Source organism: Streptomyces sp. NPDC031225 (genome assembly GCF_055570355.1).
The window spans coordinates 135,101-148,391 of sequence record NZ_JBVIHJ010000002.1 but is presented as its reverse complement, the minus strand read 5'-3'; the positions used below and the strand labels follow the sequence as shown (position 1 = coordinate 148,391).

Here is a 13,291-nt window from a genome sequence, read left to right as displayed (position 1 = left end):
CTGGTGCATAAGGTCGGCGGGCAGCACCTCGGCCGCTACTCCCCGAGCGCGTAGTTCCCTGGCGACGTCTCCAAACCGGCCGCCCCCCCCCCCCCGCACCCACCCGCTGGTGTCCCCCCCCCCCCCCCCCCCCCCCCCACAGCCATGTCACGTCGAACTGCGCAGCGCCGCCCAGGTGTTGGGCCCCACCTGGCCGTCCACCTCCAGCCCCTTCGCGCTCTGGAACTGCTTGACCGCGGTCCGGGTGTCCTTGCCGAACTCGCCGTCCACGCCCGAACCGCCCACGCTGTAGCCGCGCTTGGTGAGCATGCACTGCACCTGGACGACCCGCTGGCCCGTGTCGCCGTAGTCGGTGAGTTCGGTGCCGGAGTAGTAGGTGCAGCCGGAGATCCAGGCGGGGGTGGCCGGGGGTGCCGTGGTCTTCGTGACCGTGGCGGTGGGGGTGGGAGCGGTGCTGCTGCCGCCTTGGCCGGTGCTGTCGCCGGCGTGGGTGGCGGTCGCGGACGGCGTGCTCCCGGGCGCGCTGCCACCTCCGCCGGTGTCCTTCTCGCCCTTGTCCCCAGTGTCCTTCTTCTTGCCGTCGCCCTTGCCGTCGCTCTTGCTGTCGTCCTTGCCGGAGGGTGAGGCGGAGGTGCTGGGCTCCGGAGAGGCGGGTGCGGCGGCGGCGGTGCTGCTGCCGACGGACGTCGGGGCGGCGGCGGCCGGGGTGTCGAGGCCCGGCCGGGTGAGCAGGAAGGCGCCGACGGCCACGGCCCCCACGGCGACACCCGCGGCGGCGGTGAGGAAGGACCTCCGCCGCCTGCCCTTCCCGGTGCTCGCCGGAGCGGCGACGGGCGAGAGGACGGGAGCGGTCGGCGTGCGGAGATGTCCGGTCTGCCGGACGGACACGCCCTCCAGCGCCGCGCACCCCTGCTGCCGGTCCAGGAGCCGGGTGGCCAGCGGTTCCTGCCAGTGGGCGGCGCGGCCGTGCCCGGCGGCCGTGGCCGCGTCGGTCAGCTGCCGCGGGGTGGGGCGCCCGGCGGGGTCCTTGTCGAGACAGGCGGCCAGCAACGCGGCCAACGCGGGGTCCGTCTGCGCGAGTTCGGCCATGACCTCGGCGTCGGGTGCCTCGAAGGCGACCCGGTGCATGACGTCCACGCCGGTCCCGTCGCCGAAGGGGGCGTGCCCGGTGGCGGCGTAGACGAGGGTGCAGCCGAGGGAGAAGACGTCGGAGACGGCGTCGCAGCGCCCCTCGCGCAGATACTCGGGCGCCATGTACGCGGGCGTGCCGACCCGGTTGCCGGTCGTGGTGATCGCGCTGCTGTCGACGGCACGCGAGATGCCGAAGTCGATGACGTGCGCGCCCCGGGGGGAGAGGATCACGTTGGACGGCTTGAGGTCCCGGTGGACGACCCCGGAGGCGGTCAGCGCCGACAGGGCCTCACCGAGTTCCGCCACCAGCCGCCACACCCCGGCCGGCTGCATCAGCCCGCACTCGCGGACCGCGTCGGAGAGGCCGAGTCCGGGCAGGTACTCGGTGGCCATCCACAGCAGTGTGTCGTCGAACCCGGTGCCGATCAGGTGCGGTGCGCGCGGGGTGCGGACCCGCCCGTGCACGGCGGCCTCCCGCTCGAACCGCCGCCGGAAGTCCGGCCCTTCGGCGTACTCGGGCCGGATCACCTTCACGGCGGCGAGCCCGGGGCTGTCGTCGGCGTGCCGGGCCAGGTAGACCCGGCCCATGCCGCCGCTGCCGAGCAGCCCGAGCGGGACGTACGGTCCGATCCGCCCGGGATCGGTGGGCAGCAGCGGGGCCGCACCCACCTGCCGCAGCGCGGTGTCACCGACCGCCGATATGTCTGTCACGGCCCCCGACCTGCCTCTTCCGTTCACAACGTGCTCTCGTGTCACGCCAGTTGACGGGGAGAGGCTATCGCCCGGCGCGGGGGAGCGGTCGGGATACGGCGGTACCGGGTTGGGAACTGGGCCCTACACCTCGTACTGCCCGACCTCCAGGAAGTACCGCAGCGCCTCCGGGGTGTTCTCGTCCAGGGCCGCTCCCGGAATCGGCCACTCCGCGCGGCTTGTTGTCGCCGTCTCGTGGCCGGGGGTCAGGGAGGTGACGCCCCGGGGCCGTGTCACGACGTGACACGGCCCCGGGGAAGGCAGGGTGGGAACGCCCTGGGGCGATCCGCCCTCACCTGCGTGTGCGCGGCGCTCAGTTCGTACGGATGACGATGGACGAGCAGATCTTGTCGGCGAAGGTCTGGCGCTTGGCGTCCCAGGCCGGCCACAGCCAGCCGAGGTAGCACGCGAGGCTGTCCAGGAAGTGCGCGAGACGCCGGACGAAGGCCATGCCGACACCGAGCGGCTGGCCGTCGATCTCCCGCACCAGGCGGATGCCGAGCGCCTTCTTGCCGAGCGTCTGGCCGGTACGGCCTTCCATGATCAGCATCCAGATCGCGAGGCCGATGATGCCGAGGTAGCCGATGATCATCAGCGCCGCCGTCTTGTTGGCCGCTCCGACGCCCACGATGATGTACGGAACCACGAACACAAGCATGTCGACCAGGGTGCCGAGGAAGCGCTGGCCCCAGTTCGCGTACGGGGGCTGCGCGCCGTAGCCCGGCTGCTGCGGGTAGCCGTAGGCGGAGGCCGGGACCTGCGGCGCCTGCGGGTAGCCGTAACCGGGCTGCTGCGGGTAGCCCTGCTGCGGCGGCACACCCTGCGGGGGCTGCTGCGGGTAGCCGTAACCGGGCTGCTGGGGCTGCTGTGGCTGCTGGGGATAGCCGTAGCCGGGCTGCTGCTGGGGCTGCTGCTTGGGGTCCTGCGGCTGTCCGTAAGGGTTGTTGGGCGAGCCGAAACTCATGATGATCCTCCGTCGACCGGGCTGGGGACAATGCGGACTGCGCGGAGGAACGTCATGGTCTGAGCGGTTTGCCCCCGAACACCCACCGCGACACTGCGCCACATATCGTTCTAGGCAGGTCTGTTGTTGTCCAGCGGCATTCCGTATGTGTTGTGCAAGTGCAACCTCGCCGATCTTGGACGGGGCTCCGGTGCAACCCGGATTGGAACCGGGGCCGGGTCATCCGCGAGGATGGGGGCATGACCGCCCAGATTCTCGATGGCAAGGCCACCGCAGCCGCGATCAAGTCCGATCTGACCGCCCGCGTGGCGGCGCTGAAGGAGAAGGGCGTCACGCCCGGCCTCGGCACGATCCTCGTCGGGAGCGACCCCGGCAGCCAGAAGTACGTCGCGGGCAAGCACCGCGACTGCGCGGAGGTCGGCATCGCCTCCATCCAGCGTGAACTGCCGGAGACGGCCACGCAGGAGGAGATCGAGGCCGTCGTCCGCGAACTGAACGACGACCCGTCGTGCACCGGTTACATCGTCCAGCTGCCGCTGCCCAAGGGCATCGACGAGAACCGCATCCTGGAGCTCATGGACCCGGACAAGGACGCGGACGGCCTGCACCCGATGAACCTCGGGCGTCTCGTCCTCAACGAGCCCGCGCCGCTGCCCTGCACCCCCAACGGCGTCCTCACCCTGCTGCGTCGCTACGGCGTCGAGATCAAGGGCGCCGAGGTCGTGGTCGTCGGACGCGGCGTGACCATCGGCCGCCCGATGCCCCTGCTGCTCACGCGCCGCAGCGAGAACGCGACCGTGACCCAGTGCCACACCGGCACCCGCGACCTGTCCTCGCACCTCAAGCGCGCCGACATCATCGTCGCCGCCGCCGGCTCCGCCCACCTGATCCGTCCCGAGGACGTGAAGCCGGGCGCCGCAGTCCTCGACGTCGGCGTCTCCCGCAACGCCGAGGGGAAGATCGTCGGCGACGTCCACCCCGGGGTCGCCGAGGTGGCCGGCTTCGTCTCCCCGAACCCCGGCGGCGTCGGCCCGATGACCCGCGCCCAGCTGCTCGTCAACGTGGTCGAGGCGGCGGAGCGCAGTGTCGGCTGACGCGGGCGGTTCCCGGAAGCCGGGCAGCACGGAGGAGGCCGAGGCGGCCGAGGCGGCCGGGGCCGAGGAGCCCCGCGAGCCAGGCGTCGGCGAGGAGCGGGATGCCGAGGGGCAGGCCGAGATCGTCGTAAGGGATGCGATCAGCGCGCCCGACGTCGACGGGCGGCCGCGCCGGGCGACCCGGCGCTTTCCGCTGTTCACCCGGGACACCGCGCGGCCCGAGGGCGGTGGCCGGGCCGCGCCGCGGGACGCGCCCGCGCCCGCCCGGCAGTGGCCGATCCTCGCCATCCTGTCGGCGGTCGGACTCGGCCTGCTGCTGACCGCCCTCGACCAGTTCCGCGTCGGCACGCTCCTGATCGGCGTCGCCCTGCTCGTCGGTGCCGTGCTGCGCTGGCTGCTGCCGGACGTCGGCATGCTCGCGGTGCGCTCCCGCTTCACCGACATCGCCACCTACGGCGGTCTCGGCGCCGCGATCGTCCTGCTGGCGATGATGGTGCAGCCGCACCCGTGGCTGGTGATCCCCTTCCTCAAGGACACCCTGCACTTCACGGTCAGCAGCAGCTGAACCCCGGCCGCGACAGCGGTCCGCCCCCACCCCCGATGAGGGACGGACCGCCGTCACGACCCAGCCTCCCGTGCCGTGAACCGGCTGTTCAACCGCTGTCAGTGCGCTGTGTCACAGCGGTGACGGTTCCGGCACGGTGTGCGGGACCTGCCACAGCCGTCCCGGTTCCAGGAACCGATCAGGCCTCTGACGTCGTCGATCACCCGGAAGCAGGTGCCGGAAGCAGGTCCGGGAACCAGGTGTGGACGCCGTGGAGGTGGGCGATGAGTGGCTGGCAGGCGCTGCCCGACGATCTGCCGCCCGAGGTGCGGCACTTCGTCGAGCAGCTCAGGCAGCTCAAGGACCGCACGGGGCTCAGCCTCGTGTCGCTCGGCGCCCGCACCGCGTACAGCAAGTCCTCCTGGCACCGCTATCTCAACGCCACCCAGCCCCCGCCCCGCCAGGCCGTCGCCGCCCTGTGCCGGATCGCGGGGCTGGACGGCACCGACTCCGAACGCCTCGCCGTCCGCTGGGAACTGGCGGTCCAGGCCTGGCCCCGGCCGGCCACGGCGCCCGCGCCCGCCGCCGGGGGCGAGGGGTACGAGGACGACCCGACCCTGCCGTGGTGGGACGAGCCGCCCCGGGAGCGGGGCGGCGGGATGAACCGGCTGCTGCTGTCCGCCGTACTGCTGCTCGTCGTCCTGCTGCTGATCGGGATCGCCGGGGCCGTGGCCGTGGCCTCTGGGTGAACCGGTAACTGCCGTGACCGGCGTTATTTCCGGTGTGTTCCTCCTGTGGTGATGTATTGACAAGTTTGCGCATTTGATACGGGGCTGTTCGACGCCGAAGCTAACGTGTCGAACTTGTCGATGCACCCGTGCGCCCCCTGCCCGAGGAACTGAGATCCTTAGGGGACGCATCCTTGTGGGTAGCCACAACGGGGACTCGGCAGAGGGCACCACGCACGGGGAAATGCGGGGAACAGCCGCACCGACCGGGGGAATGAGGGGGGAGCAATGCCTCGTTGGAGGGCCTTGCCCGATGAACTGGATCCGCAGGTCAGGGAGTTTGCGAGCCAGCTGCGGCGGCTCGTGGACCGCAGCGGCCTGAGCATCGCGGCCGTCGCCGACCGCACGGGTTACAGCAAGACGTCCTGGGAGCGGTATCTCAACGGAAGACTGCTCGCGCCGAAGGGTGCGATCGTCGCTCTGGCCGAGGTGACCGGCACCAATCCCGTTCACCTGACCACGATGTGGGAGCTGGCCGAACGCGCCTGGAGCCGTTCGGAGATGCGCCACGACATGACCATGGAAGCCATCCGGATCTCCCAGGCGCGGGCCGCGCTCGGCGAGTTCGGGGCGCCGCCCGCGAACGCCAAGGGCGGCAGGACGGCCCGCAGGAGCGGCAGCGCGACGGCGACGCCCGGGGTGGCGGGACCGGCGGGAGTGGCCCCCACGGTGCCGCCGCAGCCGGCGGCGCCGGAGACCCGGCCCGCTCGGGACGCCGCTCGGGACGCTGCTCGGGACGCCGAGAGTGCCGAGGTTCGCGGAGGCTCCTCCGGTGCGAACTCCTGGGGCATCGCCGGATATCAGGGGCCGCCGCAGACCGCCGGGCGCACGTCCGCGCCCGCGCCCACGCCGGCGCCCGCACCCGGCTCCTCCGACGGTCCGGGACGGACGCCGGGGGCGCCGGGACCGTACGACCAGCCACAGGACGCGCAGCCTCAGGACGCGCGTCCCGCGGACGGTTCCGGCGGCTCGGGGAAGCGGCGGCTGACGATGTTCCTCGCGGGGGCCGTCGGGGTGCTGGTGGTGGTCGCCGCCGTGTTCTTCCTGACCGACGTCGGCCGGGACAAGAAGAACGAGGGAGCCGACTCCTCTCCGTCACCCTCCGTCAGCGCGTCCGTGTCGTTGCCGGCCGGGGTCAAGTGCAGCGGGGAGGGATGCACGGGGAAGGATGCCGAGGCCATGGGGTGCAGCGGGAACCTGGTGACCACCGCCAGCACCGCGACCGTGGGGACGACCCTCGTCGAGGTGCGGTACAGCGAGACCTGCGGGGCGGCGTGGGGGCGGATCACCCAGGCCGGGCAGGGGGACAAGGTCGAGGTGAGCGCCGGGAAGGTGTCCGAGAAGAGCGACAGCATCACCGAGGTCGGGGACACGATCGCGTACACACCGATGGTCGCCGTGAAGACGGCGAGTGCGGCGAAGGCGTGCGTGACGCTGGCTTCCGGACAGCAGGGGTGCACCGGCTGACGGGACGCCCCGCGCTCACGGACGGTCAAATATTCAGGGAGCGTGCATGGACTCCCGGATCGGGGGCACGCGCACCAGTACCCCCACGGGAGTCCGGAAATCGGCACCCCCATACGGCGGCCGCTTCCGTCCCCCTCTCCCGGACGGGCGGCCGCCTCTTTTGTCGGCCGTTCTTCCGGCGGTGTGTGGGGTGGGCCACATGGAGGCGGACGTCCGGCATGCCGGATGCGCGATAGCCTGACCGCTGGATCTCTCTTGACGCCAAGAGATCGATCAAACGTCCGGGGCAGGGACGCCCCACCGCCAGCTGTCATACGGAGAACGCCATGACCCGCACTCCCGTGAACGTCACCGTCACCGGCGCGGCCGGCCAGATCGGTTACGCCCTGCTCTTCCGCATCGCCTCCGGCCAGCTGCTCGGCGCGGACGTGCCGGTCAAGCTCCGCCTCCTGGAGATCACCCCCGCGCTGAAGGCCGCCGAGGGCACCGCCATGGAGCTCGACGACTGCGCCTTCCCGCTCCTGGCGGGCATCGACATCACGGACGACCCGAACGTCGCCTTCGACGGCACCAACGTCGGTCTGCTCGTCGGTGCCCGCCCCCGCACCAAGGGCATGGAGCGCGGTGACCTGCTCTCCGCCAACGGCGGCATCTTCAAGCCGCAGGGCAAGGCCATCAACGACAACGCCGCGGACGACGTCAAGATCCTGGTCGTCGGCAACCCGGCGAACACCAACGCGCTGATCGCCCAGGCCGCCGCCCCGGACGTACCGGCCGAGCGCTTCACCGCGATGACCCGCCTCGACCACAACCGCGCGCTGACCCAGCTCGCGAAGAAGACGGGCAGCACGGTCGCCGACATCAAGCGTCTGACCATCTGGGGCAACCACTCGGCCACCCAGTACCCGGACATCTTCCACGCCACGGTCGCCGGCAAGAACGCCGCCGAGACCGTCAACGACGAGAAGTGGCTCGCCGAGGAGTTCATCCCGACCGTCGCCAAGCGCGGCGCGGCCATCATCGAGGCCCGTGGCGCGTCCTCCGCCGCCTCCGCCGCCAACGCCGCCATCGACCACGTGTACACCTGGGTCAACGGCACCGCGGACGGCGACTGGACCTCCATGGGCATCCCGTCCGACGGTTCCTACGGCGTCCCGGAGGGCCTGATCTCGTCCTTCCCCGTCACCACCAAGGACGGCGTCTACGAGATCGTCCAGGGCCTGGACGTCAACGAGTTCTCCCGCGCCCGCATCGACGCGTCGGTGAAGGAGCTGGAGGAGGAGCGCGAGGCGGTCCGCGCCCTCGGCCTCATCTAGTTCTCGCCACCGAGATTTCTCGACGGCTCTGTCACGAGCTTGCGCGGGCCCTGTTCCGGTTCCTTCCGGAGTGGGGCCCGTGGCTGTTTTTCGCCCTACGGTCGAAGCCGTACCAGGTGGGGTGAATCGGGGGTTTCGCGATGAGCGGTTGGAACGGCGACAGCTCCGGTTCCGGAGCGGAACGCGAACCGAGCGAGGAGAGAGGCCGGGCGGCCTGGAGCTCGGGGGAGACGGGGATCGCGCGGCGGTGGGGTTCCGCGGAGGAACTCGGGGTCGGGCGGCGATGGGGTTCCGCGGAGGAACCCGGGATCGCGCCACGGTGGGCTTCCGCGGAGACGCAGACCTCGTTCGTCTCCCCGTGGACGGGAGCCGCACCGGCGCAGCCGTCGCCGCTCGCGCCTCCCTGGACGGCGGCCGTGCCCGCTCCGCCCCGGACACCTCCCGCGCCGCACCGGTTCCGGCGGGTGCTCGGCGCCCTCGCCGTGGCCGTCCTGGTCGGTGTCTCGGTCGGCGCCGGGGTCTGGTTCCTCATCAGGGACACCTCCCTCGGGTCCCGCACCGGATCCGGTCCGGCCCCGAGTGTCACGGCCGTCTCGTCCCCGTCGCCCTCCTCCGCCACGGCCACCGGCACGTACCGCCGCACCCAGGACCCCGTCGGCTACACGATCGACGTCCCCAGGGGCTGGACGCGCACCGAGAAGCAGGGCCGACTCGCTCCCGTCGTCGTCTACGACGCCCCCGCGGACGGCCGCCGGCTGCAGATCTTCCGGCTCGCGGAGGACACCCCGGCCCGCTCCCTCGACCTGGCCGAGAACGACCCCGGCTACGGCTTCTCGCGCCAGCCCGGCTATCAGGTCCTCGACCGGTCCTCCGGCACCACCTGGACCGAACTCGCCTACCGCTACGACGACCCGGACCTCGGCGCCCGCCAGGTCGTCGACCACCGCTTCGAGGCCGCCGACGGCACGCTGTACGCGATCCGCGCCACCGGCCCCGCAGCGCTCGCGTCCACCCTGGTGCGCGAGCCGCTCACCAAGGCGCTGGGCTCCTTCTGCCCGGCGGACACGGAGTGCGGCTGAGCCGGCCTTCCGCGGGGTCCGCGACCCCGTTCGCTATGACGACGTGCCCCGCGGCGCCGGGGCGGAGTGCGGCCGAGCCCTCGGGCCCGCCGGGAGGACACACCTGCCCGCCGGCCGCGCCCTCGCGGCGTCACGCCGTCCCGGTGCGGAGCGGTGCGGGCAACTCGACGCCCGGGAAAGGGGCATGGCTCCACAGCGAGTACGACGACGCGCCGGGAGGCCGGAGCAGGTCGGGGTGCGCACCTGTTGTCCGGGGCGGGTGTGGGGCCCGGCGGGGGTGTCGTCCTCGATGTGCGCGCCGCGCGCACGGGCCGGTTCGGTGTCGGTGACGATGCCGCGGAGCAGCAGCAGGCCGACGACCGGGTTCAGCAGGGAGGGCACGGCGGCTCCTCGTTCAACTCGGGTGCGGGCAAGGGCGGTTGGTCCAGTGGGGGGCCGAACGCGACAGTACTCGTTTCCGGGCGAACGCGATAGTGCGCGAGTCGCCGGATCGGTCACGGAGGCCGTCGGTTCTTCCGGCGCGGGTCGGCTCGATCACGCGCAGCCGGCCGGCTGTCGTCCGGGTGGATGCTGACGTGGACCAGACCCTGAGCCCGCAGGGTCGGGCGTCCCTGGACATTCCGGTTTCCCCGAAGGGGGCGCACCCCTATGCTGAGCGTTTGCCAACAACAGCATTCAGCAAGGGTTTTGCACGCATCGGGGGAGTGGCGTGAGTACTGCATACGTGCCTCAGCAACCGCAGCCGGCCCAGGGCGGCACACCACCTTCGGCGGCGCCACCGGGGCCGCCCACGCCACCGCACGCCAGCGAGGCGACCCGGCTGCTGTGTGCGGGCACCTACCTGGATTCCGGTTACCGGGACCGGGTCATCGAGCAACTGCACCTGAACGAACAGCGGATCGTCGCACCCTCGCTCGGCCTCGACGCGGCCCGGGTCCTCGCGCACGCGCTGCGGGCCCGCCGCCAGGAACTGCTGTGGTCCGGGCTGATCCTCGGGCTCTGGGTGATCGGGCTGCCGCTGACCGGCGGGCTGCTGTTCGCGTTCCTCGGCCCCAGCCTGATGCTCGCGGCCGCCTCCTGGATCCGCGGCAAGGGCACGAACCCGCCCCTGTACCGGCGGCTGCCCGCCTTCTTCCTGCGCTGGTGGGGCCGTCTCACCTTCGCGATGTTCCTCATCCTCGCCCTGGTCGTCGCGTTCGGCGGAGGCGACGACTCCTCGTCCAACGGCGACTCGTACGGCTACGGCGGTTCCTACAGCTCCTACGACGACTCGCCCAGCCTGTCCGACCTGCTGTTCCCCGACCTCGACGGGGCGTCCGGGCTGATCGGGCCCATGCAGGCCTGGCTGGTGGTCGTCGTCTTCGTGCTGATCGCGCTGTGCGTGGCCGCCCAACGCGGCCAGTTCGCCAGGGCGGTCGGCGCCGAACTGTCCCCGCAGCGCTTCCCGGACGCGGCCGGCGACCCCGCAGAGCGCGCCGAGGGCGGGCGGTTCCAGCGGCTGAAGCAGCGCATCCGCACCGAGCAGCACGCACCGCTGGTCATGTACCACGAGAAGCGTCCGTTCTGCGGAGCCGGGGCCGCCTACGAGACCTGGGTGCTCGCCGTCGAGTTGCGGCCCGACGTGACGAAGAAGGAACAGCTCCCGCTGAACAACCGCGCGGTCCTGGAGAAGATCCGCCCGCTGCTCGAACAGCTGCGGCTGCCCTCGGAGTTCGCCGGGCACACGGTCCGTGACCGGTTGAGGTGGCTGGAGATCGACGAGTGCGTGTTCCTGCCCGCGGAGGGGCTGCGGCGGCGCGAGGAGGCGCCGTACCACCCGCAGGCCTTCGAGGAGCACCGGGCGCGCGCGGTCGAGGAGGGCGCCGAGAAACGGCGGCACTTCCTGCGTGTCCGCGTCGGCGGCTGGGAGGAGGAGCTGGTCGTCACGGTGTTCGTGCGCGTCCACACCCAGGGCCGCATGCTCATGCTGGAGATCGCCCCGCATGTGCTGCTGCCGGTCCGTGAGGACTTCAAGGACGCCGACCGGGCGGCGCACACCTACCGGCACAACAACGTGGTCGGCAAGGCCGCCTGGGCGGTGGCCCGGGTGCCCGGCTCCGCGGCCCGCTCCGTCGTCACCCTCGGCAGGGGCGTCCGGTACGGGTGGAAGCTGTTCACCGGCGGCTACACGGGCGCGCTGCCCGACGGCCCCGCGCTGTCGGTGCGCGAGCTCGGCTCGATGGACGAGGGGTCGACGTTCCAGGAGATGGACGCCTACCGCTACCTCAGGAGCGTGCAGGACCGGGTCGCGCACGGCGTGCTGACCGCGCTGGCCGAATCCGGTTACCAGACCGGCGAGTTCGTCCAGAAGATCGTGAACATCAGCAGCGGCGGGGTGAACGTCGAGGGCGGCATCCATGGCAGCACGTTCGCCATGGGCTCGCATGCCACGGCGACCTCCACCACGTCTCCGGCAGGCGCGGGTACCGCGTCGCAGAAGGGAAGCGGAAGCAATGGCAACGGATGAGCCAGGCGTCAGCATCAGCGGCGGTGTCCACGGCAGCACCTTCGCCATCGGCAGCCACGCGCACGCCGAGAGCCACCACGGTACGGCGCCCCGGCGCGACGAGGCCGCCGAGGCGCTCCTGAACGCCGTACGCGAACTCCGCGCCGACCTCACCAGAGTCCGGGCCACCGACGAGACGGCCGCGCTGGACACGGCGCTGGCCGACACGGAGGAGGAGATCGTCACGACGGGGCAGGCGGGGCCGACGCGCCGGGAACGGCTGCGGGCGTTGCTGGACGACTCGCAGGCACTGGTCGGCCTCATCGCGTCGGCGGGTGCCGTCGCCGGACTGCTGGGCCTGTGAGAGGGATGGCGCGGTGAACGGGGTTCCGGTGCGCGCGAGTTGGAGGGGGAGGGCATGAGCGGGGGAGTGCGGTACTGGAACGAGGAGTCCCAGCGCTGGGAGGACGGGGACGGGGGCGGGGACGGCAGCCGGGCGGCGACCGGTCCGGTCACTCCGCCGCCACCGGCGCGTCCGGGGGCCGCGCCGACCTGGCCGCCGGGAGTGTCGTCGGCCGACGGGGGGACGCCTCCGGCGGATCCGCCCGCGCCGGTGTGGCCGCCTTCGGCGGGGGCGTCCGGGACGTCCGGGGTGGATGCGGGGCCCGATGCTGGTGCCCCGGTGTCCGGGTGGCCCGGCTCCGGTGGGCCCGGCGGGTCCGGTGGCTCCGGTGGTGGGAGTACCTGGCACGGGCCCGGCGCGGCAGAGGGCCCCGGTGGCGGCTGGTCCTCCGTCGAGCAGGTCGGCGGCGGAACCGTGCCGTCGGCCGAGTGGTCGGGGGCGTCCTGGTCGACCACCGGTCAGCCGGCCGTCACCGCACCTCCCGACGCCTCCGCCGCTGCGCCCGGGAGGAACCGTCGGCTCATCTGGTCCGCGCTGATCGGCGCCGCCGCCGTCGGTGTCGCCGTGACGCTGGTGCTGACCTTGGTCGTGGACGGCGGGGACGAGGACGACAAGGCCGGCGGCGCAAGCCCGTCGCCCACGGGGGCCGTCTCCCAGCAGAGCGATCCGTACGTGTCGCCGACCCCGTCGCCCACCGGGGAGACGGCGTCGCCGCTCGCCTCGGAGCCCGCACTCCCCGCCGGGTACGAGCTGTACGAGGACGAGGAGGGGTTCCGTATCGCCCGTCCCGCCGGGTGGGCGCGGACCACCCTGCGCTCCCGGTACGGCATCGACGTCGTCAGCTACCGCAGCGCGGACGGCGAACGTCGGCTCCAGGTGTATCAGGTGGCGGAGGAGTCGCCGGAGGCGTCCTTCGAGCTGTACCTGTCCGCCGACACCACCAAGCCGGACGGTTTCCGGAAACTGGCCCTCAAGCCCGTCGGAGGCGGAGGGGGCGGAGGGGACGGCGACTTCACCGGGGAACGGCTGGAGTACCTGGCCGACTCCCTCAGCGGTGAGCCGGACGTGGGTCCCTGGCACGTCTACGACGAGCGTTTCGTCGCCCAGGACGGCTTCATCTACGCGATCGCCGCGTACGGCCTGGAGAAGGACGGCCGCGAGGACGAACTGGACCTCCTGACCACCGCGCTCTCGGGCTTCTGCGCGCCCTACGCCTGCGATCCGGCGGCGATCGACTGAACCCGGGCCCAGGAGCGGGGGCCGCGCTCTC

General features: G+C 72.3%; 12 protein-coding genes. 9 read left to right on the top strand and 3 right to left on the bottom strand.

Annotated elements, in window-relative coordinates; all coding sequences use genetic code 11:
* Nucleotides 1-147 precede the first annotated feature (147 nt).
* From ACZ48Z_RS03540 to ACZ48Z_RS03530, 3 genes are all read right to left on the bottom strand, one after another.
* Nucleotides 148-1,842: a protein kinase domain-containing protein gene (locus tag ACZ48Z_RS03540; protein WP_468734123.1), complete on the bottom strand. Its 1,695-nt coding sequence runs from the start codon at nucleotides 1,840-1,842 to the stop codon at nucleotides 148-150.
* A gap of 123 nt (nucleotides 1,843-1,965) precedes the next feature.
* On the bottom strand, nucleotides 1,966-2,118 hold the full coding sequence (locus ACZ48Z_RS03535; RefSeq protein ID WP_468734122.1) for a hypothetical protein: 153 nt from the start codon (nucleotides 2,116-2,118) through the stop codon (nucleotides 1,966-1,968).
* A gap of 76 nt (nucleotides 2,119-2,194) precedes the next feature.
* Nucleotides 2,195-2,845 carry an RDD family protein gene (locus ACZ48Z_RS03530; protein ID WP_468734121.1) on the bottom strand — a complete coding sequence of 217 codons (651 nt, stop codon included), beginning with the start codon at nucleotides 2,843-2,845 and terminating at the stop codon, nucleotides 2,195-2,197.
* 239 nt (nucleotides 2,846-3,084) lie between these two features.
* Between ACZ48Z_RS03530 and ACZ48Z_RS03525 the strand changes: the two genes are divergently transcribed.
* From ACZ48Z_RS03525 to ACZ48Z_RS03485, 9 genes are all read left to right on the top strand, one after another.
* The gene (locus tag ACZ48Z_RS03525) at nucleotides 3,085-3,939 is read left to right on the top strand and encodes a bifunctional methylenetetrahydrofolate dehydrogenase/methenyltetrahydrofolate cyclohydrolase (RefSeq protein WP_468734120.1); all 855 of its coding nucleotides are present in this window, start codon (nucleotides 3,085-3,087) and stop codon (nucleotides 3,937-3,939) included.
* 121 nt (nucleotides 3,940-4,060) lie between these two features.
* Complete coding sequence (locus ACZ48Z_RS03520) at nucleotides 4,061-4,504, top strand: DUF3017 domain-containing protein (RefSeq protein ID WP_468734463.1); 444 nt, start codon at nucleotides 4,061-4,063, stop codon at nucleotides 4,502-4,504.
* Nucleotides 4,505-4,767: 263 nt separating this feature from the next.
* A complete protein-coding gene (locus tag ACZ48Z_RS03515; RefSeq protein WP_468734119.1) occupies nucleotides 4,768-5,232 on the top strand; it encodes a helix-turn-helix domain-containing protein in 465 nt (154 codons plus the stop codon).
* Between the two features lie 267 nt (nucleotides 5,233-5,499).
* Nucleotides 5,500-6,738: a helix-turn-helix domain-containing protein gene (locus tag ACZ48Z_RS03510; protein ID WP_468734118.1), complete on the top strand. Its 1,239-nt coding sequence runs from the start codon at nucleotides 5,500-5,502 to the stop codon at nucleotides 6,736-6,738.
* Nucleotides 6,739-7,064: 326 nt separating this feature from the next.
* A complete protein-coding gene (locus tag ACZ48Z_RS03505; protein WP_468734117.1) occupies nucleotides 7,065-8,054 on the top strand; it encodes a malate dehydrogenase in 990 nt (329 codons plus the stop codon).
* Between the two features lie 140 nt (nucleotides 8,055-8,194).
* Nucleotides 8,195-9,133, top strand: coding sequence for a hypothetical protein (locus tag ACZ48Z_RS03500; protein WP_468734116.1), 939 nt, complete (start codon nucleotides 8,195-8,197; stop codon nucleotides 9,131-9,133).
* A 709-nt stretch (nucleotides 9,134-9,842) separates the two neighbouring features.
* Nucleotides 9,843-11,639, top strand: a complete 1,797-nt coding sequence (locus ACZ48Z_RS03495; RefSeq protein ID WP_468734115.1) for a hypothetical protein — start codon at nucleotides 9,843-9,845, stop codon at nucleotides 11,637-11,639.
* Nucleotides 11,626-11,982 (top strand): hypothetical protein, encoded by a 357-nt coding sequence (locus tag ACZ48Z_RS03490; RefSeq protein ID WP_468734114.1) that lies wholly within the window; start codon nucleotides 11,626-11,628, stop codon nucleotides 11,980-11,982. Before ACZ48Z_RS03495 ends, ACZ48Z_RS03490 begins: the two co-directional genes overlap by 14 nt.
* A 54-nt stretch (nucleotides 11,983-12,036) precedes the next feature.
* On the top strand, nucleotides 12,037-13,260 hold the full coding sequence (locus ACZ48Z_RS03485; protein ID WP_468734113.1) for a hypothetical protein: 1,224 nt from the start codon (nucleotides 12,037-12,039) through the stop codon (nucleotides 13,258-13,260).
* Nucleotides 13,261-13,291: the final 31 nt, after the last annotated feature.